Raw genomic sequence first — 20,043 nt, 5'->3', positions numbered from 1 at the left:
CCGCTGATCGACCCGCGCGTCACCGCCGGGGGCCGCGCCGATGACGCTGACGATCCCCGCGCTGCGCGCCCGCGGCGCCCGCCGCCGCCGACCGCACCGTCCCCTCGGCCTGGTGCTCGCGGCCGCGTTCCTGTCGCTGGTGGTGCTGACGGCGGTGCTGGCCCCCGTGCTGGCCCCGCACTCACCCGAGGCCACCGACCTGCTGAACTCCCTCGCCCCGCCCGGCACCGAGGGGCACTGGCTCGGCACCGACTCCACCGGCCGGGACGTGCTGTCGCGCCTGATGCACGGCGCGCGGCTCTCCCTGCTCGCGCCGCTGGGGGTGGTGCTGCTGTCGGGCGTGCTCGGAACGGCCGTCGGGCTGCTGGCCGCCCGCGCCGGAGGGTGGGTCGACGCGGTGCTCACCCGCGCCATGGACATCGTGTTCGCCTTCCCCAGCCTGCTGCTGGCGATGCTGGTGGTGGCGGTGTTCGGGCCCGGCCTCGCCGCGCCCGTCTGCGCCCTGGCCGTCGCCTACACGCCGTTCCTCGGCCGCGTCGTGCGCAGCATGGCGCTCCAGGAGGGCGCGCGGCCCTACATGGAGGGCTACCGCGTCATGGGCTTCGGCGAGTGGTGGGTGACGCTGCGCCACCTGCTGCCCAACGTCGCGCCGGTCATCCTCGCCCAGGGCACGCTGTCGTTCGGCTACGCGCTGGTCGACCTGGCGTCCCTGTCCTACCTGGGGCTCGGGGTGCGCCCGCCGGAGGCCGACTGGGGCTCGATGATCAGCCAGGCCCAGAGCGCCATCCTCCAGGGCCGGCCGTGGAGCGGACTGATCCCCGGGATCGCGGTCCTGCTGACCGTCGTCAGCGTCAACGTGCTCGGCGAGCACCTCAGCGGCTCCATCGCCCGGCGACAGGGGGAGACGAGATGAACGTCCTCGACATCGCGGGACTGCGCCTGTCGGTCGGTGACGTCCCCCTGCTGGCCGACGTCACCGTCCGCGTCGGCCGCGCCGAGACCGTCGGGCTGGTCGGCGAGTCCGGCTCGGGCAAGTCGCTGACCTCGCGGGCCGCGCTCGGCATGTTCCCGCGCGGCGCGCGCGTCACCGGCCACGTCACGGCCGCGGGCGTGGACGTGCTGGCCGCCGGGCGCGGCGCGCTGCGCGACCTGCGCCGCACCCGGGCCGCGATGGTCTTCCAGGACCCCCGGGCGTCGATCAACCCGGTGCGCCGCGTCGGCGACTACCTCACCGAGGGCCTGCGCGCCTCGGGCGTGCCCGCGCGCGAGGCCGCCGCCCGCGCCCTGGACCTGCTCGACCAGGTCGGCATCCGCGACCCCGGGCGCGCGGTGCGGCGGCACCCGCACGAGTTCTCCGGCGGCATGCTGCAACGCGTCGTGATCGCGGGCGCGCTGGCGGCGGAACCGGACCTGCTGCTGGCCGACGAACCCACCACCGCCCTCGACGTCACCACCCAGGCCGAGGTCGTCGCCCTGCTGAAACGGCTCCAGCGGGACCGCGGCACCGGGATGCTGTTCGTCACCCACGACCTGGACCTCGCCGCCGCCGTCTGCGACCGCGTCTACGTCATGTACGCCGGGCGCGTCGTCGAGGAGGCCCCGAGCGCCGGCCTGTTCCGCGCGCCCGCCCACCCCTACACCCGGGCGCTGCTGGAGGCGAGCCCGTCGGCGCGCGGCGAGCGCGCCGAGATCAGGGCCATCCGGGGACGCCCCCGGTCGCTGGCGGAGGCCCCGTCCGGCTGCTCGTTCCGCGACCGCTGCCCGCTGGCCGACGAGGCCTGCGCCCGGAAGGTCCCCGACATCCGCCCGCACGGGACGTCCCTCGTCGCGTGCCTGCGCCCGCAGGAGGTGGCGCCGTGACCGGGTCCGTGCCCGAACCCGTGCTGGAGGTCGCGTCGCTGGTGAAGAGGTTCGGGACCTTCACCGCCGTCGACGACGTGAGCTTCACGCTGACGCCCGGCGCGTCGCTGGGGATCGTCGGCGAGTCGGGGTCGGGCAAGACGACCACGGCCCGCGTCCTCGCCGGGCTGGAGGAGCCGACCTCCGGGACCGTGATCCTGGCGGGCGAGACCGCGACGGGCCGCTCCCGCCGGGACCGGCTCCGCCGCGCCCGCCTCCTCCAGATGATCTTCCAGGACCCCTACGGCTCCTTCGACCCGCGCCAGACCATCGCCGAGTCGATCGCCGAACCCCTGCGCCTGCACGCGCCCGGCCCCCGGAAACGGCACCGGGCCCGCGTCGCGGAGCTGCTGGACCAGGTGGGCCTGAGCCGCCGCGCGGGACAGTCCCCGCCCCGCGACCTGTCGGGCGGCCAGCGGCAGCGCGCCGCCATCGCCCGCGCGCTCGCGGTCCGCCCGCGCGTGCTGGTGCTGGACGAGGCCGTCGCCGCGCTCGACGTGTCGATCCAGGCCCAGATCCTCACCCTGCTGGAGGAGCTGCGCGCCGGGACCGGCATCGCCTACGTCCTCGTCAGCCACGACCTCGGCGTCGTCCGCCACATCACCGACGAGGTCCTGGTGATGCGGCACGGCCGCGTCGTCGAGCGCGGCGCGACCGAACACGTCCTGCGCGCACCCCGGCATCCCTACACCCGCCTGCTCCTGGACTCGATCCCCTCCCCGGACTGGGACCTGGACCGGGTGGCCCGGGACCGCCGCGCCCTCGACCTCGCCGACGGACAGGCCACCCCCGTTCCCGTCCCCGCCCCCAAGGGAGAAACCACGTGCTGACCATCACGCGCACCGGACCCGCCCCCGTGCCCGACGACGCCGTCCAGGTCATGGTCCCCATGCGGGACGGGGTCCGGCTGGCGACCGACCTGTACCTCGCCGACCCGCCGGAGCCGGGCCCCGTCGTGCTGGTCCGCCTCCCGTACGACAAGGACGGCGCCTACTGCTTCATGCCGCGGATCGCCCGCTACTTCCGGGCGCGCGGCTACCACGTCGCGGTGCAGGACGTGCGGGGCAAGTTCCGCTCCGAGGGGGAGACCGAGTTCGCCGTCCACGAGGTCGACGACGGCCACGACACCCTCCAGTGGCTCACCGGGCGGTCCTGGTGCGACGGCGACGTGGTCATGTGGGGCGACTCCTACTTCGGCTACACGACCATCGCCGCGGCGATCAGCGGGCACCCCGCGCTGCGGGCGATCGCGCCGCGCCTCACCGGTTCGCAGCTGTCGACGGTCCTGGAGCACGGCGACGGCACGCGGGACGTCGAGCAGACGGCCCGCAAGGTCTACTTCGCCTCCCACTACGTGGACGCCGGCCACTACGAGTGGCCGCTGGACTGGGGGCGCCGCCCGCTGCGGGAGATGTTCGAGGGGTTCTTCGCGCGGCTGGGCGGGCGCTCGGAGAACTTCGACCGCGAGTTCGACGGGCGGACGCCGTTCCTCCCGCCGCCGCTGAAGGCCCTGCCGGAGAGCCCGCCGGTCCCGGCCCTCTACACGATCGGATGGTTCGACAACTGCGCGGTCTGGTCCTGGCAGGACGTGCGCGCCCTCGCGGACGACCCGGGCTGGGCCCCGCACCTGCGGCTGCGGCTGGAGGCCATCGACCACGAGAACTACCGGCTGGCCGACGCGCCCATCGCCCCGCACGACGACCACACCACCGACCCGGCGGCGCTGGAACGCATGCTGCCCCGCTACCTCGACCCCTCGATCGAGTTCTTCGACGCGGTCCTGGACCGTTCCGGCGACCTGGCGGCGCTGCCCCGCGTCCGCTACGAGGTCTGCCACGGCGGATGGCGCGAGAGCGACGCGTGGCCGCCCCGCGAGTCGTCCGACCTGGAATACCACCTGTCGGGCGGCCCCGACCCGGCGCTGACCGCCGAGCCCCCGGAGCGGGGGGCGCTGGAGTGGGTGCACGACCCCGCCGACCTGGTCCCCTCGCCGGGCGCCAACCCGTTCGCGGCCCTGTTCGACCGGTCGGACCTGCGCGCCGTCGGGGACCGCCCGGACGTCCTGCGGTTCACCGGGCCCGCCGTCGCCGGGGACACCGACCTGGTCGGGGCCGTGACGCTGCGACTGCGCCTGCGGGCCGACGCCGGGGCGCACGTCCACGCGCGCCTGCTGGACGTGGCCCCCGACGGCGGCGCGTTCCTCGTCGCGCGGGGGCAGGTCCGGCTGGACGTGCCGCCGGCGGGGGAGGACGTCATCGTGGACCTGCAGAGCGTCGCCTACCGGCTGCGCGCCGGGCACCGCCTCGCGCTCGACGTGATGAGCAGCGACTTCCCCGACTACGTCCCCGAGGCGCCCGCCGGGGCCGACCCGTGGACGAGCACGCCCGGCGCGCCGGCCGTCCGGGCGGTCGAGCTGGGCCCCTCCCGCCTGCGCGTCGGCCGGTGGCGGCCCGACCGGCTCCGCCGGGCCCGCTAGACCACGGGCTCGGACTCCTCGTCCGGGATGGTGTCGAGCAGCTCGGCCGTGATGGCCCTGGCGGCCGGGTCCAGCTCGGCGTACACCGAGCGGAACACCCGCTGGGCGCGTTCGGCGGGCCAGTCGGCGGGCAGGTGCTCGCGGGGGAGCCGCGGGTCCCGCCGGACCACCTGGAGCCACTCGGCCTGCAACAGGAGCTGCCGCGCGAGGCTGTCGGCGGGTCCGTCGGGCGGCGCCGAGCCGTCCCAGCGGTCGAGGAACCGTTCGTACCGCGCGGCCACCGCCTCCAGGTGCCAGGCGTCGCGCACCAGCTCGTCCACGTCGGTGGGCGGCAGTGCGCGCGCCTGGAACACCTTCACGTGCGCGGCGGCCTCCAGCCCGTCGAGCAGCGGCTCGACCTCGACCGGGGACGGGGCGATCCACAGCCCGCCCTGCAACGCCCCGAACCCCGCCCACAGCAGCCGCGACCGCAGCACGTGCCGCTGCCGCTGCCAGGAGTCGGGCAGGGAGAAGCCGAGCAGCGTCCAGGTGCCGTCCCAGTGGGTGTTGACCGCGCCCATCCGCCAGACCCGGAACTCCCCGTCGTGCAGGACCTCCCGGGACCGGGCGGTGAGGCCGAGGTAGACGCTGCGCCCCCGGCGCACCCGGTGCAGCAGGCCGCCCCGCGCCATGCGGCTCAGCGTGGAGCGCGTGGCGTCCTCGGAGACGCCCACCCGGCCCAGCACGTCGAGCACGCTCGCCGTGGCCACGTGGACGCGGCGGCCGAGGATGTAGCCGCCGAAGAAGGTGAGCAGCAGCGCCTGCGGGCGCAGCGCTCCGAGGTCGGTGTCGGGGGAGGGCGGGTCCTGGATCACGCCCCCAGCGTAGCCAACCGAACATTGGGCAGTACCTTGACGGTGGTCACAGAACTGCCTACTTTCGAGTCCAGCGATCCGCTCCCATCGCGCGTGAACGCAGGCGTGGTCGCGTCCGGACATTGAGCGTTCCTCTCACCCGAGTCATCTCGAACGACGGAAGGATCCCCGTGGATCTGCAGGACAAGGTGGTCGTCGTCACCGGAGCCGGCAACGGTCTCGGCCGCGCCTACGCCCTGGCGCTGGCCGGGGCGGGCGCGGCGGTCGTGGTGAACGACGCCGACGACGCGGCGGCCAAGCGGGTCGCCGAACAGATCGCCGCGGCCGGCGGGCGGGCCGTCGCCGAACCCGGCGCGGTCGGCCCCACCGAGGTCGCCGAGGCGCTGGCGGCCCGCGCGGTCGAGGAGTTCGGCCGGCTGGACGTCCTGGTCACCAACGCCGGGATCCTCCGCGACCGGGTGCTGTGGAAGATGTCGGACGACGACTTCGACGCCGTGGTGAACGTGCACCTGCGCGGCACCTTCACCTGCGTGCGCGCCGCCGTGGCGCGGATGCGCGAGCAGGGCGACGGCGGCCGGATCATCGTGGTCGGCTCGCCCGCCGGGCAGCGCGGCAACTTCGGGCAGACCAACTACTCGGCGGCCAAGGCCGCGATCGTCGGCATGGTCCGGACCTGGGCGATGGAGTGCGCCCGCGCGAACATCACCGTCAACGCGGTCGTCCCCGTCGCGGCGACCGCGATGACCAAGACGATCCCCGCGTTCGCGCCCCACATCCAGGCGTGGGAGGAGCGCGGCGAGCCGTTCCCGGCCTGGCTGCGCGCCGCCGAGGGGTTCGGCACGCCCGAGGACGTGGCGGCCCTGCCGGTGTTCCTCGCCTCCGACGCCGCCGCCGGGGTCACCGGCCAGGCCATCGGCATCGGCGGCGACAGGCTGTCGCTGTGGTCGCACCCGCAGGAGGTCGCGGTCGCCTACCGCGACGGAGGCTGGGACGCCGACGCGATCGCCGCGACCTGGGCGACGGGCGTCGGCCGCGAGCCGCAGACCTACGGCATCCCCGCCCCGCAGGCCCCCGAGGCGAACGGGACCCCGCGATGACCCCGGCCGCGACCCCCGCCATCAACGTCGACGAGCTGGTCGCGATCGACGTCCACACCCACGCCGAGATCTCCGCCGACGGCCACGCCTCGCTGCCGCCGCGCCTGATGGAGGCGTCCGCCAAGTACTTCGGCGCCCACGACCACCGGCAGCCCACCATCGACGAGATGGCGGCCTACTACCGCGAGCGCAGGATGGCCGCCGTGGTGTTCACCGTGGACGCCGAGCACGCCACCGGCCACCCCCCGATCGCCAACGAGGAGGTCGCCGGGGCGTGCGCCCGCCACGCCGACGTCCTCATCCCGTTCGCCAGCCTCGACCCCTGGCGCGGCCGGGCCGCGGTCCGGGCCGCGCGCCGCCTGGTGGAGGAGCACGGCGTGCGGGGCTTCAAGTTCCACCCCAGCCTCCAGGGCTTCTCGCCCGACGACCCGATGGCCTACCCGCTGTACGAGGCCATCGAGGAGCTCGGCGTCCCCGCCCTGTTCCACACCGGCCAGACCGGCATCGGCGCGGGCGTGCCCGGTGGCGGCGGCATCCGGCTCGGCCACTCCAACCCGATGCTGGTCGACGGCGTCGCCGCCGACTTCCCCGAGCTGCGGATCATCCTGGCGCACCCGTCGTTCCCCTGGCAGGACGAGGCCCTCGCCGTCGCCCACCACAAGCCGAACGTCCACATCGACCTGTCGGGCTGGTCGCCGAAGTACTTCCCGCCCCAGCTGGTGCGCTACGCCAACTCCCTCATCCAGGACAAGGTGCTGTTCGGCTCCGACTACCCGGTCATCACCCCCGACCGCTGGCTGGCCGACTTCGCGAAGCTGGAGATCAAGCCCGAGGTCCGCCCGAAGATCCTCAAGTGGAACGCCGCGCGCCTGCTCGGCCTCGCCAAGGAGGGGTGACGCCATGCGCAACGAGGGAATCGGCTCCTGGACCGCCCGGCGCGCCCGCAAGACCCCCGGCAAGACCGCCGTCGTCCACGGCGGCACCCGCCTCACCTACGCCGGGCTGCACGAGCGGGCCACCCGGTTCGCGCACGCGCTGCGCGACCTGGGCGTCCGGCGCGGCGACCGGGTCGCCTACCTCGGCCCCAACCATCCGGCGTTCCTGGAGACGCTGTTCGCCGCGGGCATGCTCGGCGCGGTGTTCGTCCCGCTGAACACGCGCCTGGCGGCCCCGGAGCTGACCCACTGCCTGGCCGACTCGGGCACCGGCGTGCTGGTGTACGCGCCCGAGCAGGCCGAGGCCGCCGCCGCGACGACCGCCCCGGTGCGCCACCGCGTCGCCCTGGCGGGCCCCGGCCCGGACGCCCTCGGCTACGAGGACCTGCTGGCGGGCGCCGCCGCCGACCCGATCGACGAGGCGGTGTCCCTCGACGACCCCTGCATGATCATGTACACGTCGGGGACCACCGGCCGGGCCAAGGGCGCGATGCTCACCCACGGCAACATCACCTGGAACGCCGTCAACGTCCTGGTCGACATCGACCTGGCCGCCGACGAGGTGGCGCTGGTCGTCGCGCCGCTGTTCCACACCGCCGGGCTGAACATGCTCTGCCTGCCGACGCTGCTGAAGGGCGGCGCGGTGGTGCTGATGCCCGCCTTCGACCCCGCCGGGGTCCTGGCGGCGATCGAGGCGCACCGGGTGACGTACATGTTCGGCGTCCCGGTGATGTACGACGCGATGGCCGCGTGCCCGGCGTGGCCGGCGGCGGACCTGTCCAGCCTGCGCCAGCTCAACTGCGGCGGCGCGCCGGTCCCGCCCGGCACCATCCGCGTCTACCAGCAGCGGGGCCTGTCCTTCAGCCAGGGCTACGGCATGACCGAGGCGTCCCCCGGCGTGCTGTACCTGACCAGGGAGGACAGCGTCCGCAAGGCGGGAACGGCCGGGGTGCCGCACTTCTTCACCGACGTGCGCGTCGTCGACGCCGCCGACCACGACGCCGACCGCGACGCCGGCCCCGGCGACAAGGGCGAGGTCCTGGTCGCGGGCCCGAACGTGATGCGCGGCTACTGGGGCCGCCCCGACGAGACCGCCCGCGCCGTGACCGACGGCTGGTTCCGCTCCGGCGACGTCGCGACCGTCGACGCCGACGGCTACGTGACCATCGTCGACCGCGTCAAGGACATGATCATCTCGGGTGGGGAGAACATCTACCCCGCCGAGGTGGAGACCGTCCTGCTGGACCACCCGGACGTGGCCGAGTGCGCCGTCATCGGCGTGCCCGACCAGCGCTGGGGCGAGGTCGGCCGCGCCCTGGTCGTCCCGGCCCCCGGCGCCCGCCCGGACGGGGAGGAGCTGCTCGGCTTCCTGCGGGACCGCCTCGCCAGGTACAAGGTGCCCCGGTCGGTCGTCGTCGTGTCCGAACTGCCCCGCAACCCCACCGGCAAGATCCTCAAGAAGACCCTGCGCGCCCGCTACGGCGACCCCGAGAAGGAGACCCCATGACCACCAAGGCCAACGGCCTGCCCGAGCTGCTCGCGCTGAAGGGCGCCGACCTCGGCCGCACCGGCTGGAAGGAGGTCACCCAGGACCGGGTGGACACCTTCGCCGACGCCACCGACGACCACCAGTGGATCCACACCGACCCCGGGCGGGCGGCGGACGGCCCGTTCGGCGGCACCATCGCGCACGGCTACCTGACCCTGGCGCTGCTGATCCCGCTGTTCGGCGAGCTGCTGGAGATCGGCGGGGTGGCGATGAGCGTCAACTACGGCCTGAACAAGGTGCGCTTCCCCGCGCCGGTCCCGGTCGGCGCGAGGATCCGCCTGCACGGGGTGGTCGCCGACGTCGCCGAGGTGAAGGGCAACGGCGTGGAGATGACGCTCGACTTCACCGTCGAGACCGACCGGGGGGACAAGCCCGCCTGCGTCGCCCAGGCGGTCTACCGGCACTACGCGGGCTGACCCCGCCGTGCGTCTCCCCGCGCCCGGCCTCACCCGGGAGGCGCGGGTCCGCGTCGAGGTCGGCCCGGTCCACACCCTCGGGCCGACCCCGGCGGGGCTGCGCCGCATCGTCCCGATCACCGGCGGCGCCGTCGAGGGCGACCGCCTGACCGCCGAGATCCTGCCCGGCGGCGCGGACTGGCAGCTCGTCCAGGACGACGGCACCACCGTGATCGACACCCGCTACACCGCCCGCACCCCCGACGGTGCGCTGATCTACCTGGCCACCCGGGGGGTCCGCCACGGCCCGTCCGCGACGCTGGAGCGCGTCGCGGCGGGCGAGCCCGTCGATCCCGGCGAGTACTACTTCCGCGTCCACGTCCACCTGGAGGCGTCCGCCCCCGCCTACGCGTGGCTGAACCGGAGCCTGTTCGTGGCCTACGCCGCCCGCCTGGCCGACGCGGTCGTCTACGACCTCTACTCCCTCGACTGAGGCTCTAGGAACCGGGGGCGGCGTTCCCGGCGGCGTTCCGGACGAACGCCTCCACCGACGCGATGTGCGCGGCCGTCACGGCCGCCGCGCGCCCCGGGTCGCGGTCGCGCAGCGCCTCGTAGATCGCCTGGTGCTCGGCCAGGCTCCGCGCGAACACGCCCTCCTCCCCGCGCCCCCGGTGCACCCGGGCGCGCAGGGTGCGGCTGCCGAGCGCGGCGCAGAACGCCGCCAGCACCGCGTTGCCCGACGCGCGCGCCATGACCTCGTGGAAGCGCAGGTCCGCCCGGATGACCTCGTCGAGGTCGCCGTCGCCGCGCTGCGGGTCGTGCCGCATCGCCGCCAGGCACCCGGCCAGCTCCTCCAGCTCGGCCGGGCCGATGTGCGCCGCGGCCTGCGCGGCGGCGGCCGACTCCAGCACGCGCCGCACCGCCAGCAGCTCCAGCACGGTCGCGCCGGGGGCCAGCTCCACCAGCATCGACACCGCGTCCAGCAGCAGGTGCGGGGCCAGGCTGGTCACGTAGGTGCCCGCGCCCTGCCGGGCCTCCAGCACCCCGACCAGGGTGAGCGCCCGGATCGCCTCGCGCAGCGAGCTGCGCGACACCCCCAGCCGCTCGGCCAGCTCCCGTTCGGTGGGCAGGCGCTCGCCGGGGACGAACTCGCCCCCGACGATCATCGCCTTGATGCGTTCGATGGTCTCCTCGGTCACCGAGGTCCGGACAGGTGTCGCCACGCGCCCGAGCTTAGGGGTTCAGCCGCCACACCACCGGCAGTCCCCGGGCGGCCCCGGTGGGGGAGTAGTCGTGCGCCACCTCCTGCATCCCGGCCATGCGGGCCTGCCAGGCGACGTTGACCGGCAGGTCGGCCAGGGCGGCGAGCAGGGCGGCGTAGTCGTCGCAGTCCAGGACGTGGAACAGGTCCGGGCCGCTGCGCCAGATCGTCCAGTCGCGGGCCCCGGCGGCGCGGATCGCCGCGACCAGCTCCGCGGGGACCTCCCGGTGGGCGGCCTCGTACTCCTGCTCGCGACCGGGCTTGAGACGGGTGTGCAGCGCGATGCGCATGGCGTCGGCTCCTTCGCGTCGGGGTGGGGGTGAGGGGTCAGGGGGCGACGTCGAGGTTGGCGCGCAGCCAGCCCTCCACCTCGCCGATGTGCACGCCCGCGGCGGCCCGCGCCGCCTCGGGGTCGCGGGCGGCCAGCGCGCCGAAGATCCGGCGGTGCTCCTCGTGCATCCGGGGGATCGCCCCGGCGTCGCGCCGCCCGCGCCAGACGCGGGCCCGGAAGGTGGGCGTGGACAGGCCCTCCACCACCGCCGACAGCGCCGGGTTCCCGGCCGCCGCCACCACGGCGCGGTGGAACGCCAGGTCGGCGGTGACGAACTCCTCGACCTCCGCGGCCCGCTCCATGGCGGTCAGGTGCGCCTCGATCGCGGCCAGGTCGGCGTCGGTGCGCCGGGCGGCGGCCGTCGCCGCGGCGGCGGGCTCCAGGATGCGGCGGATCTGGAGCAGGTCCACCAGCGACGAGCCGCGCGACATCTCGGTGAGGAACCCGAACGTCTCCAGCAGGTCGCCGGGCTCCAGGCTCGTCACGTAGACGCCCGCGCCGTGCCGGGACTCCAGCACGCCGAGGGTGGTGAGCGCGCGGATCGCCTCGCGCATCGAGCTGCGCGACAGCCCCAGCCCGGCGGCCAGGTCGCGTTCGGTGGGCAGCCGCTGGCCGGGGCGCAGCTCACCGCTGGCGATCTTCTGCTTGAGCTGGTCGATGGCGCGCTGGGTGACCGTGGTGCGGACGAGGGGTTCGGTCATCGGACCTCCTGCGGGGCCGGGGCCGGGGCCGGGGCGGGGGAGCGGGGGGGTATTGACATCGTTCGGCGAGCGCGAGTATCAAATGGTCCTACCAATCTACATCCGAAGCTGCACTGATCCGCAACTCTTGACCTTTCGCCCGCTAATGGTCTGATGACTCGTGTGGCGGGTGACACACTCCACCCCGAAGGGGGATCCGCACCGTGAAGCTGCTCCGCGTCGGCCCGGCCGGAGGCGAGCGCCCCGTCCTGCTGAGCGACGACGGCGTCCACCACGACCTGTCCGGCCTGACCGGCGACATCGACGGCCGGTTCCTGGCCACCGGCGGTCCGGCCCGCGCCGCCCGCGCCCTCGCCGCGGGCACGCTGCCCGAGCTCGCCGTCCCCGACGGGACCCGCGTCGGCGCCCCGGTCGCCCGCCCCGGCAAGATCGTCTGCGTCGGCCTCAACTACCGCGACCACGCCGCCGAGACCGGCGCCGCCGAACCGGACGAGCCGGTCCTGTTCATGAAGGCCCCCAACACGGTGGTCGGACCGCACGACACCGTCCGCGTCCCGCGCGGCAGCACCCGCACCGACTACGAGGTGGAGCTGGCCGTCGTGCTCGGCGGCACCGCCCGCTACCTGGACTCCCCCGAGCAGGCCCGCGACCTGGTCGCGGGCTACGCCATCAGCAACGACGTGTCCGAACGCGAGTTCCAGCTCGACCGCGGCGGCACCTGGGACAAGGGCAAGTCGTGCGAGACGTTCAACCCGCTCGGCCCCTGGCTGGTCACCGCCGACGAGGTCGGCGACCCCCAGGACCTGGGCCTGCGGCTGTGGGTGGACGGCGAGCTCCGCCAGAACGGCACCACCAAGGACATGATCTTCTCGGTGGCGCACGTGATCTGGTACGTCAGCCGGTTCATGGTGCTGGAGCCCGGCGACGTCATCAACACCGGCACCCCCGCCGGGGTCGCGCTCGGCCGCCCGGACGCGCCCTACCTGCGCGCGGGCAGCGTCGTCGAGCTGGAGATCGACGGGCTGGGCCGCCAGCGCCAGGTCTGCGAGGACGCCGAGTGAAGATCACCGGTCTGCGCGTCACCGACGTCCGGTTCCCCACCTCGCGGGACCTGGACGGCTCCGACGCCATGAACCCCGACCCCGACTACTCGGCCGCCTACGTCACGCTGGAGACCGGCGAGGGCGCCGAGGGCCACGGGTTCTGCTTCACCATCGGGCGCGGCAACGAGGTCTGCGTCGCCGCGATCGAGGCGCACGCGCCGCTGCTGGTCGGCGCCGACCTGGACCCCGGCGACCTCGGGACGTTCGCCCGGCGGCTGCTGCACGACTCCCAGCTGCGCTGGCTCGGCCCGGAGAAGGGCGCGGTCCACATGGCCGCCGCCGCGATCATCAACGCGGCGTTCGACCTGGCGGGCCGGACCGCGGGCAAGCCGGTGTGGAGGCTGCTGGCCGACCTGGACCCCGACCAGATCGCCGACCTGGCCGACTGGCGCTACCTGTCGGACGCCCTCACCCGCGACGAGGCCGCCGACCTGCTGCGCGCCGCCGCCCCCGGCCGCGCCGAACGCGAGGCCCGCCTGCTCGCCGCCGGCTACCCCGCCTACACCACCACCCCCGGCTGGCTCGGCTACTCCGACGACAAGCTCGCCCGCCTCACCGCCGAGGCCGTCGCCGGCGGCTTCACCCAGATCAAGCTGAAGGTCGGCGCGGACCTCGCCGCGGACGTGCGCCGGCTGGCGCTGGCCCGCGAGGTCGCCGGACCGGACGTGCGGATCGCCGTGGACGCCAACCAGCGCTGGGACGTCGCCGAGGCGATCGCGTGGGTCCGCGCCCTGGCCCCCTACGACCCGTACTGGATCGAGGAGCCCACCAGCCCCGACGACGTGCTCGGCCACGCCGCCATCCGGCGCGGCGTCGCGCCGGTGCGGGTCGCGACCGGCGAGCACGTCTGCAACCGGGTCATGGTCAAGCAGTTCCTCCAGGCCGGGGCGGTCGACGTGCTGCAACTGGACGCCTGCCGCGTCGCCGGGGTCACCGAGAACATCGCGATCCTGCTGCTGGCCGCCCGGTTCGGCGTCCCGGTCTGCCCGCACGCCGGCGGCGTCGGCCTGTGCGAGGTCGTCCAGCACCTGTCGATGTTCGACTACCTGGCCGTCAGCGGCACCGTCGAGGACCGCGTCATCGAGTACGTCGACCACCTGCACGAGCACTTCGCCGACCCGGTCCGGATCGAGAACGGCCACTACCGCGCGCCCCTCGCGCCCGGCATGTCGGCGCGGATGCTGCCCGGGTCGCTGGCCGACCACACCTACCCGTCCGGAAGCGTCTGGAGGAACGCATGAGCGACGAGTTCCGGGGACTGCGCGCGCTGGTCACCGGGGGAGCCTCCGGCATCGGCCTGGCCACCGCCGAACTGCTGGCCGCCCGCGGCGCCGCCGTCGCCTGCCTCGACCTGGACGGCGCGGCGGTCCCCGCGCCGCTGCTGGGCGTCACCGCCGACGTCACCGACGACCCGGCCGTCCGCGCCGCCGTCGCCGAGGCCGCGGCCCGGCTGGGCGGCCTGGACGTCCTGGTCAACAACGCCGGGATCGGCGCGCAGGGCACCGTCGAGGACAACCCCGACGACCAGTGGCACCGCGTGCTGGACGTCAACGTCCTCGGCATCGTCCGCGTCACCCGCGCCGCCCTGCCGCACCTGCGCCGCTCCGCCCACGCCGCGATCGTCAACACCTGCTCGATCGCCGCGACCGCCGGGCTGCCGCGGCGCGCCCTGTACGGCGCCTCCAAGGGCGCGGTGCTGTCGCTGACGCTGGCGATGGCCGCCGACCACCTGGCCGACGGCGTCCGCGTCAACTGCGTCAACCCCGGCACCGTCGACACCCCGTGGGTCGGCCGCCTGCTGGACGCCGCGCCCGACCCAGGCGCCGAACGCGCCGCGCTCGCCGCCCGCCAGCCCACCGGACGCCTGGTGCGCCCCGAGGAGGTCGCCGAGGCGATCGCGCACCTGGCGGGCCCGCGCGCCGGGGCCACCACCGGCACCTGGCTGGCCGTGGACGGCGGCATGGCCGGGCTGCGGACGCGGCCCCGCACCTGACCCGCGCCGCGGCGCACCGCTCGGGGGAGCCCGTCAACCACCCCACCCGCAGGAGAACCCCATGAAGCGCACCACACTCGCCGCCGCGGCGGCCCTCACCCTGTCGACGGCACTGCTCACCGGCTGCGGCAGCACCAAGGACACCGGCGCGGGACCGGCCGCCGGGGGCGGCGGCCAGGGAGGCAGGGTCGGCGTCGGCCTGCCCCTGCTGACCTCGCCGTTCTGGCAGGCCTACAACAACTACGTCCCCACCATGGCCAAGGAGCAGGGCGTGGACGCCCTGCCGACGGTCAACTCCAACTCCGACCCCACCCAGCAGATCACCGACATCAACAACCTGCTCAACCAGAACGTGCGCGGCCTCGTCGTCGCGCCGCTGGACAGCGCCGCGATCGTCGCCGGGCTCAACCAGGCCGAGCGCAAGGGCGTCCCGGTCGTCGCCGTGGACGTCGCCCCCGAGAAGGGCAAGGTCGCGATGGTGGTGCGCGCCGACAACCGCGCCTACGGCGAGAAGGCGTGCGCGTTCCTGGGCGACAAGCTCAGGAAGGGCAAGGTCGTGCAGATCCAGGGCGACCTGGCCTCGGTCAACGGCCGCGACCGCTCCCAGGCGTTCCGCGACTGCATGAAGTCCAGGTACCCCGGCATCAAGGTGCTGGAGATCCCCGCCGAGTGGAAGGCCGAGAAGGCCGCCTCCGGCCTGGACGGCCTCCTCAACGCCAACCCCGACCTCAAGGGCGTCTACATGCAGGCCGGCGGCGTCTACCTCGCGCCCACCCTCCAGGCGCTGCGCGGCAAGAACCTGCTGTTCCCGGCCGGCGACCCCAGGCACATCGCGATCGTGTCCAACGACGGCATCCCGCAGGAGTTCGCGGCGATCCGCAAGGGCGAGATCGACGCGACCGTCTCCCAGCCCGCCGACGCCTACGCCCGGTGGGGCATGTACTACATCAAGCAGGCGATGGCCGGGAAGACGTTCCAGCCCGGGAAGACCGACCACGGCAGCGAGATCGTCCGGTTGCCCGGCGGGATCCTGGAGGACCAGCTCCCCGCGCCGCTGGTCACCAGGGAGAACGTCGACGACAGGTCGCTGTGGGGCAACACGGTGGGCCGGTGATGACCGTTCCCGCCGCAGGACCCCCGCCGCTGGCCGAGGCGGCCGGGGTGACCAAGCGCTTCGGCTCCACCGTCGCGCTCGCCGACGCCCGGCTGGCCGTGCTGCCCGGCGAGTCCCACGCCCTGGTCGGCCGCAACGGCGCGGGCAAGTCCACCCTCGTCAACATCCTCACCGGCATCCTGGCGCCCGACGCGGGCGAGGTCCGCTTCGACGGCGGGCCCGCCCCCGCGCCCGGCGACCGGGACGGCTGGCGCGCCCGCGTCGCCTGCGTCTACCAGAAGTCCACGATCATCCCCGGGCTGACCGTCGCCGAGAACCTGTTCCTCAACCGGCAGCCGGGCCGCCGCGGCGTCATCGGCTGGCGGCGGATGCGCCGCGAGGCCGCCGACCTGCTGGGGACCTGGGGCGTCCACGTCGACCCGGCCGCCGACGCGGGCACGCTCACCGTCCAGGACCGGCAGTTCGTGGAGATCGCGCGGGCGCTGTCGTTCGGGGCCCGGTTCATCATCCTGGACGAGCCCACCGCCCAGCTCGACAACGCCGAGATCGAGCGGCTGTTCACCCGGATGCGGGAACTCCAGGGGGCGGGGGTGACGTTCCTGTTCATCTCCCACCACCTCCAGGAGGTCTACGAGGTCTGCCAGACCGTCACCGTCTTCCGCGACGCGCGCTGGATCGCCACCGAGCCGGTCGCCGACCTGCCGCGCGCCGCGCTGGTGGAGGCGATGACCGGGGAGGCCGCCGAACTCGGGCACGGCACCGGACGCCGCCGTCCCGCCGACACCGGCACCCGGCTCGCGGTGGCGGGGCTGACCGGCGACGGCTTCGCCGGCGTGGACCTGACGGTGCGCCGCGGCGAGGTCGTCGGCCTGGCCGGGTCCAGCGCCTCGGGCAAGGTCGAGCTGGCCGAGACGCTGGTCGGGCTGCGCCGCCCCGCCACCGGGACCGCCACCGTGGACGGCGCGCCGCTGCGCTTCGGCGACGTGCGCCGGGCGATGGCGGCCGGGATCGGGTTCGTCCCCCGCGACCGCCACCACCAGGGACTGGTCCCCGGCCTGTCGGTGGGGGAGAACGCCACCCTGACCGTCGCCGGGCGGCTCGGCCCCGCCGGGGTCGTCGCCCCGGGACGGCTGCGGGCCGCCGCGACCGCCGCCATCGCCGACCTGGACATCAAGACCGCCGGGCCCGACCAGCCGGTCAGCGGCCTGTCCGGCGGCAACCAGCAGAAGGTCGTCATGGCCCGCGCGCTGGCCACCGGCCCGCGCGTGCTGGTCCTGATCAACCCGACCGCCGGGGTGGACGTGAAGTCCAGGCAGGCGCTGCTGGCGGTGATCGACCGCATCCGCGACGACGGCACCTCGGTGCTGGTCGTCTCCGACGAACTGGACGACCTGCGGCCCTGCGACCGGGTCCTGGTCTTCTTCCACGGCCGGGTCGCCGCCGAGCACCCGGCCGGCTGGAGCGACCAGGAACTGGTCGCCTCGATCGAGGGGGTCTCCCGATGACGCAGACCATGGCGACGCCGCGCGCCGCCGCGCCCGCGCGGCCGCACCCGGCGCTCGGCCGGATGCGCGAGTTCGCGCTGCTGCCCGCGCTGGCGGCGCTGGTGGTGCTGGGCGCGGTCGTCAACGACAGCTTCCTGACCGAACGCAACATCATCAGCATCCTCGGCGCGTCCGCCGCGCTGGCGCTGGTGGTGCTGGCCGAGTCGCTGATCCTCATCACCGGGAGGATCGACCTGTCGCTGGAGTCGGTCGTCGGCATCGCCCCCGGCCTCGGCGCGCTGCTGGTGATCCCGGCGGCCGCGGCCGGGTTCGGCACCGGCTGGCCCGCCTGGCTCGGCATCCTGGCGATCTTCGTGGTGGGCGGGGCGATCGGCGCGTTCAACGGCTGGCTGTCGGTGCGGCTGCGGCTCAACGCGTTCATCGTGTCGCTGGCCATGCTGATCGTGCTGCGCGGCCTGCTGACCGGCGCGACCGAGGGCAAGACGCTGTTCGACATGCCCGACGCGTTCTTCGCGATCGCCACCACCACGTTCCTGAGGCTGCCGATGTCGGTGTGGCTGGCCGTGGTGTGCTTCGGCGTCGCCGGGTTCACGCTGCGCTACCACCGGCTCGGCCGCGCGCTGTACGCGATCGGCGGCAACCCCGAGGCGGCCCGCGCCGCCGGGATCCGCGTCGAACGCGTCACCTGGGCGGTCTACACGATCGCGGGCGTGCTCGCCGCCGCGGCGGGCCTGTGCCTCACCGGCTACGTCGGCGCGATCAACGCCAACCAGGGCCAGAACATGATCTTCACGGTGATGGCCGCCGCCGTCATCGGCGGGATCTCCATGAACGGCGGGCGCGGCACCATGACCGGCGCGGTCACCGGCGTGCTGCTGCTCGGCGTGGTCGACAACCTGCTCACCCTCGCCCAGGTCGCCTCGTTCTGGAAACAGGCGATCTACGGCGCGATCATCCTGGTCGCCCTGGTCATCTCCCGCGTCACCTCCGGGCAGGCCCAGGAATGAGACCGGACGAGCGGCGCCCCGTGGGCCGTTCCGTGGGCCGTACCGAGGTGACGGCCCTGTCGTTCGGCGGCGCGGCGATCGGCGGCCTGTACGCGCCGGTCGCCGCCGGGCAGGGGGAGCGGGCCGTGCGCCGCGCCCTCGACCTCGGGATGCGCTACCTGGACACCGCCCCGCACTACGGCGCGGGCACCTCCGAACGCATCCTCGGCGCGGCCCTCGCCGGGGTGCCGCGCGACTCGTTCACGATCTCCACCAAGGTCGGGCGGCTGCTGCGGCCCCGGCGGCCGGGGGAGGAGCCCGACGACGCCGGGTTCGCCGCCGAGCCCCCGCTGAAACGCGTGTGGGACTTCAGTGCCGACGGCGTCCGCCGGTCCCTGGCCGGGTCGCTGGAACGCCTCGGTCTCGACCGCGTCGACATCGTCTACCTGCACGATCCCGACGACCACGAGGACGAGGTCTACGCCGGGGCCTACCCGGCGCTGGCGGAGCTGCGCGACCAGGGCGTGGTCGGCGCGATCGGCGCGGGCATGAACCGGACCGCGATGCTCACCCGGTTCGTGCGGCGGCTGGACCTGGACGTGGTGCTGTGCGCGGGCCGCTACACGCTGCTCGACCAGTCGGCGCTGGCGGACCTGCTGCCCGCCTGCGCCGAACGCGGCACCGCCGTGGTCGTCGGCGGCGTCTACAACTCCGGCCTGCTGGCCGGGGGCACCACCTACGACTACGCCCCCGCGCCCCCCGCGCTGCGCGACCGCGCCGCCCGGCTGGCGGAGGTGTGCGCCGCGCACGGCGTCCCGCTGCGCGCCGCCGCGCTGCGGTTCCCGTTCGGGCACCGCGCGGTCGCCAGCGTCCTGACCGGCTGCCGTACGGTGGCCGAGGCCGAGGACAACGCCGCCCTGTTCGCCCGCGACCTGCCCGCCGGGCTGTGGACCGACCTGCGCGAGGCGGGCCTGCTCGCCCCGGCCGCGCTCCTGCCGACCTGAGGAGGACCCCGTGCTCGACGCGCACCACCACCTGTGGGACACCTCCCGGCGCTCCTATCCGTGGATGGACGGCCCCTGGGCCGACCCGCTGCGGGGCCGCTTCGACGCCGACCGCTACGCCCGGGTCTCCGGGGCCTGCGGCGTCACCGCCTCGATCGCCGTCCAGGCGCTCCACGACGTGGCCGAGACCCGCGAGCTGCTCGACGTCGCGCGCGGGCCGGGCCCGGTCGCCGGGGTCGTCGGCTGGTGCGACCTGACCGCGCCCGACGTCGCCGACACCCTCGCCGGCCTGGCCGCCGGACCGCTGGTCGGCATCCGGCACCTGGTCCAGGACGAGCCCGACCCCGACTGGCTGGGCCGCCCCGACGTGCGCCGCGGCCTGCGCGCCGTCGGCGCGGCGGGCCTGGTCTACGACCTGCTGGTCCGCCCGCCGCAGGCCGGCGCGGCGCTCGCGGCCGCCCGCGCGCTGCCGGAGGTCTCCCTCGTCCTCGACCACGCCGGCAAGCCCGACATCGCGGGCGGCGGCCGGGAGCCGTGGGCGTCCTGGCTCCGCCGGATGGCCGCGCTCCCCAACGTCACGGTCAAGCTCTCCGGCCTGGTCACCGAGGCGGCGCCCGGCGGCGACCCCGCCGATATCATGATCTACGCCCGGCACGTGCTGGAGACGTTCGGCCCGGACCGGGTCATGTACGGCTCGGACTGGCCGGTGTGCACGCTGGCGGCCTCCTACCGGGAGGTCGCGGACCTGGCCGGGGAGGCCATGGCGGGGCTGACCGACGACGAACGGGCCGCGGTCGCGGAGGGCACGGCCCGCCGCGTTTACGGACTGGAGAGCTGACA

General features: G+C 74.9%; 21 protein-coding genes. 17 read left to right on the top strand and 4 right to left on the bottom strand.

Going from position 1 to position 20,043, the window contains the following annotated elements:
- Window positions 1-40: 40 nt before the first annotated feature.
- Genes HNR61_RS43800 through HNR61_RS43785 form a run of 4 tightly spaced genes read left to right on the top strand, consistent with a single transcriptional unit; the run spans window position 41 to window position 4,375 of the window.
- A complete protein-coding gene (locus HNR61_RS43800) occupies window positions 41-913 on the top strand; it encodes an ABC transporter permease (RefSeq protein WP_182849056.1) in 873 nt (290 codons plus the stop codon).
- Window positions 910-1,860 (top strand): ABC transporter ATP-binding protein, encoded by a 951-nt coding sequence (locus HNR61_RS43795; protein WP_182849121.1) that lies wholly within the window; start codon window positions 910-912, stop codon window positions 1,858-1,860. Before HNR61_RS43800 ends, HNR61_RS43795 begins: the two co-directional genes overlap by 4 nt.
- The gene (locus HNR61_RS43790; protein WP_312898384.1) at window positions 1,857-2,729 is read left to right on the top strand and encodes an ABC transporter ATP-binding protein; all 873 of its coding nucleotides are present in this window, start codon (window positions 1,857-1,859) and stop codon (window positions 2,727-2,729) included. The genes HNR61_RS43795 and HNR61_RS43790 overlap by 4 nt, the downstream gene beginning before the upstream one ends.
- Window positions 2,723-4,375 carry a CocE/NonD family hydrolase gene (locus HNR61_RS43785; RefSeq protein ID WP_182849055.1) on the top strand — a complete coding sequence of 551 codons (1,653 nt, stop codon included), beginning with the start codon at window positions 2,723-2,725 and terminating at the stop codon, window positions 4,373-4,375. Before HNR61_RS43790 ends, HNR61_RS43785 begins: the two co-directional genes overlap by 7 nt.
- Here HNR61_RS43785 and HNR61_RS43780 read toward each other — a convergent pair.
- Window positions 4,372-5,229 (bottom strand): PaaX family transcriptional regulator, encoded by an 858-nt coding sequence (locus tag HNR61_RS43780; RefSeq protein ID WP_312898383.1) that lies wholly within the window; start codon window positions 5,227-5,229, stop codon window positions 4,372-4,374. The genes HNR61_RS43785 and HNR61_RS43780 overlap by 4 nt on opposite strands.
- A gap of 170 nt (window positions 5,230-5,399) precedes the next feature.
- On the opposite strand from HNR61_RS43780, the gene HNR61_RS43775 reads away from it, so the two are divergent.
- The 5 genes from HNR61_RS43775 to HNR61_RS43755 are packed head-to-tail and all read left to right on the top strand — an operon-like array spanning window position 5,400 to window position 9,698.
- On the top strand, window positions 5,400-6,326 hold the full coding sequence (locus HNR61_RS43775) for an SDR family oxidoreductase (RefSeq protein ID WP_182849053.1): 927 nt from the start codon (window positions 5,400-5,402) through the stop codon (window positions 6,324-6,326).
- Window positions 6,323-7,222, top strand: coding sequence for an amidohydrolase family protein (locus tag HNR61_RS43770; RefSeq protein ID WP_182849052.1), 900 nt, complete (start codon window positions 6,323-6,325; stop codon window positions 7,220-7,222). The genes HNR61_RS43775 and HNR61_RS43770 overlap by 4 nt, the downstream gene beginning before the upstream one ends.
- Before the next feature lie 4 nt (window positions 7,223-7,226).
- Window positions 7,227-8,768, top strand: a complete 1,542-nt coding sequence (locus tag HNR61_RS43765) for an acyl-CoA synthetase (RefSeq protein WP_182849051.1) — start codon at window positions 7,227-7,229, stop codon at window positions 8,766-8,768.
- A complete protein-coding gene (locus HNR61_RS43760; RefSeq protein WP_182849050.1) occupies window positions 8,765-9,226 on the top strand; it encodes a MaoC family dehydratase in 462 nt (153 codons plus the stop codon). Before HNR61_RS43765 ends, HNR61_RS43760 begins: the two co-directional genes overlap by 4 nt.
- A gap of 7 nt (window positions 9,227-9,233) precedes the next feature.
- Window positions 9,234-9,698: a DUF3237 domain-containing protein gene (locus HNR61_RS43755; protein WP_182849049.1), complete on the top strand. Its 465-nt coding sequence runs from the start codon at window positions 9,234-9,236 to the stop codon at window positions 9,696-9,698.
- 4 nt (window positions 9,699-9,702) lie between these two features.
- Here the strand turns inward: HNR61_RS43755 and HNR61_RS50335 are convergent, their stop codons facing one another.
- From HNR61_RS50335 to HNR61_RS43740, 3 genes are read right to left on the bottom strand one after another with little or no spacing between them, the layout of a single operon-like run.
- Window positions 9,703-10,428 (bottom strand): FadR/GntR family transcriptional regulator, encoded by a 726-nt coding sequence (locus HNR61_RS50335; protein WP_312898382.1) that lies wholly within the window; start codon window positions 10,426-10,428, stop codon window positions 9,703-9,705.
- A gap of 10 nt (window positions 10,429-10,438) precedes the next feature.
- Window positions 10,439-10,756 carry an L-rhamnose mutarotase gene (locus HNR61_RS43745; RefSeq protein ID WP_182849048.1) on the bottom strand — a complete coding sequence of 106 codons (318 nt, stop codon included), beginning with the start codon at window positions 10,754-10,756 and terminating at the stop codon, window positions 10,439-10,441.
- A gap of 37 nt (window positions 10,757-10,793) precedes the next feature.
- Window positions 10,794-11,498, bottom strand: coding sequence for a FadR/GntR family transcriptional regulator (locus HNR61_RS43740; protein WP_182849047.1), 705 nt, complete (start codon window positions 11,496-11,498; stop codon window positions 10,794-10,796).
- Between the two features lie 203 nt (window positions 11,499-11,701).
- Between HNR61_RS43740 and HNR61_RS43735 the strand changes: the two genes are divergently transcribed.
- The 8 genes from HNR61_RS43735 to HNR61_RS43700 all read left to right on the top strand — a co-directional run bounded on the left by HNR61_RS43735 (window position 11,702) and on the right by HNR61_RS43700 (window position 20,041).
- Window positions 11,702-12,559 carry a fumarylacetoacetate hydrolase family protein gene (locus HNR61_RS43735; RefSeq protein ID WP_182849046.1) on the top strand — a complete coding sequence of 286 codons (858 nt, stop codon included), beginning with the start codon at window positions 11,702-11,704 and terminating at the stop codon, window positions 12,557-12,559.
- The gene (locus HNR61_RS43730; RefSeq protein ID WP_312898381.1) at window positions 12,556-13,842 is read left to right on the top strand and encodes an enolase C-terminal domain-like protein; all 1,287 of its coding nucleotides are present in this window, start codon (window positions 12,556-12,558) and stop codon (window positions 13,840-13,842) included. The genes HNR61_RS43735 and HNR61_RS43730 overlap by 4 nt, the downstream gene beginning before the upstream one ends.
- Window positions 13,839-14,594 carry an SDR family NAD(P)-dependent oxidoreductase gene (locus tag HNR61_RS43725; RefSeq protein ID WP_182849045.1) on the top strand — a complete coding sequence of 252 codons (756 nt, stop codon included), beginning with the start codon at window positions 13,839-13,841 and terminating at the stop codon, window positions 14,592-14,594. The genes HNR61_RS43730 and HNR61_RS43725 overlap by 4 nt, the downstream gene beginning before the upstream one ends.
- Before the next feature lie 61 nt (window positions 14,595-14,655).
- A complete protein-coding gene (locus HNR61_RS43720) occupies window positions 14,656-15,708 on the top strand; it encodes a sugar ABC transporter substrate-binding protein (protein WP_182849044.1) in 1,053 nt (350 codons plus the stop codon).
- Window positions 15,708-17,213 carry a sugar ABC transporter ATP-binding protein gene (locus tag HNR61_RS43715; RefSeq protein ID WP_182849043.1) on the top strand — a complete coding sequence of 502 codons (1,506 nt, stop codon included), beginning with the start codon at window positions 15,708-15,710 and terminating at the stop codon, window positions 17,211-17,213. The genes HNR61_RS43720 and HNR61_RS43715 overlap by 1 nt, the downstream gene beginning before the upstream one ends.
- Complete coding sequence (locus HNR61_RS43710; RefSeq protein WP_182849042.1) at window positions 17,210-18,220, top strand: ABC transporter permease; 1,011 nt, start codon at window positions 17,210-17,212, stop codon at window positions 18,218-18,220. Before HNR61_RS43715 ends, HNR61_RS43710 begins: the two co-directional genes overlap by 4 nt.
- Before the next feature lie 20 nt (window positions 18,221-18,240).
- The gene (locus tag HNR61_RS43705) at window positions 18,241-19,203 is read left to right on the top strand and encodes an aldo/keto reductase (RefSeq protein WP_312898380.1); all 963 of its coding nucleotides are present in this window, start codon (window positions 18,241-18,243) and stop codon (window positions 19,201-19,203) included.
- A 10-nt stretch (window positions 19,204-19,213) separates the two neighbouring features.
- The gene (locus HNR61_RS43700) at window positions 19,214-20,041 is read left to right on the top strand and encodes an amidohydrolase family protein (RefSeq protein ID WP_182849040.1); all 828 of its coding nucleotides are present in this window, start codon (window positions 19,214-19,216) and stop codon (window positions 20,039-20,041) included.
- Window positions 20,042-20,043: the final 2 nt, after the last annotated feature.

Origin of the sequence: Actinomadura kijaniata (assembly GCF_014138665.1) — a bacterium.
Taxonomy (GTDB): domain Bacteria; phylum Actinomycetota; class Actinomycetes; order Streptosporangiales; family Streptosporangiaceae; genus Spirillospora; species Spirillospora kijaniata.
The sequence above is the reverse complement of the archived record's forward strand: the minus strand, read 5'-3'. Positions and strand labels throughout refer to the sequence as shown.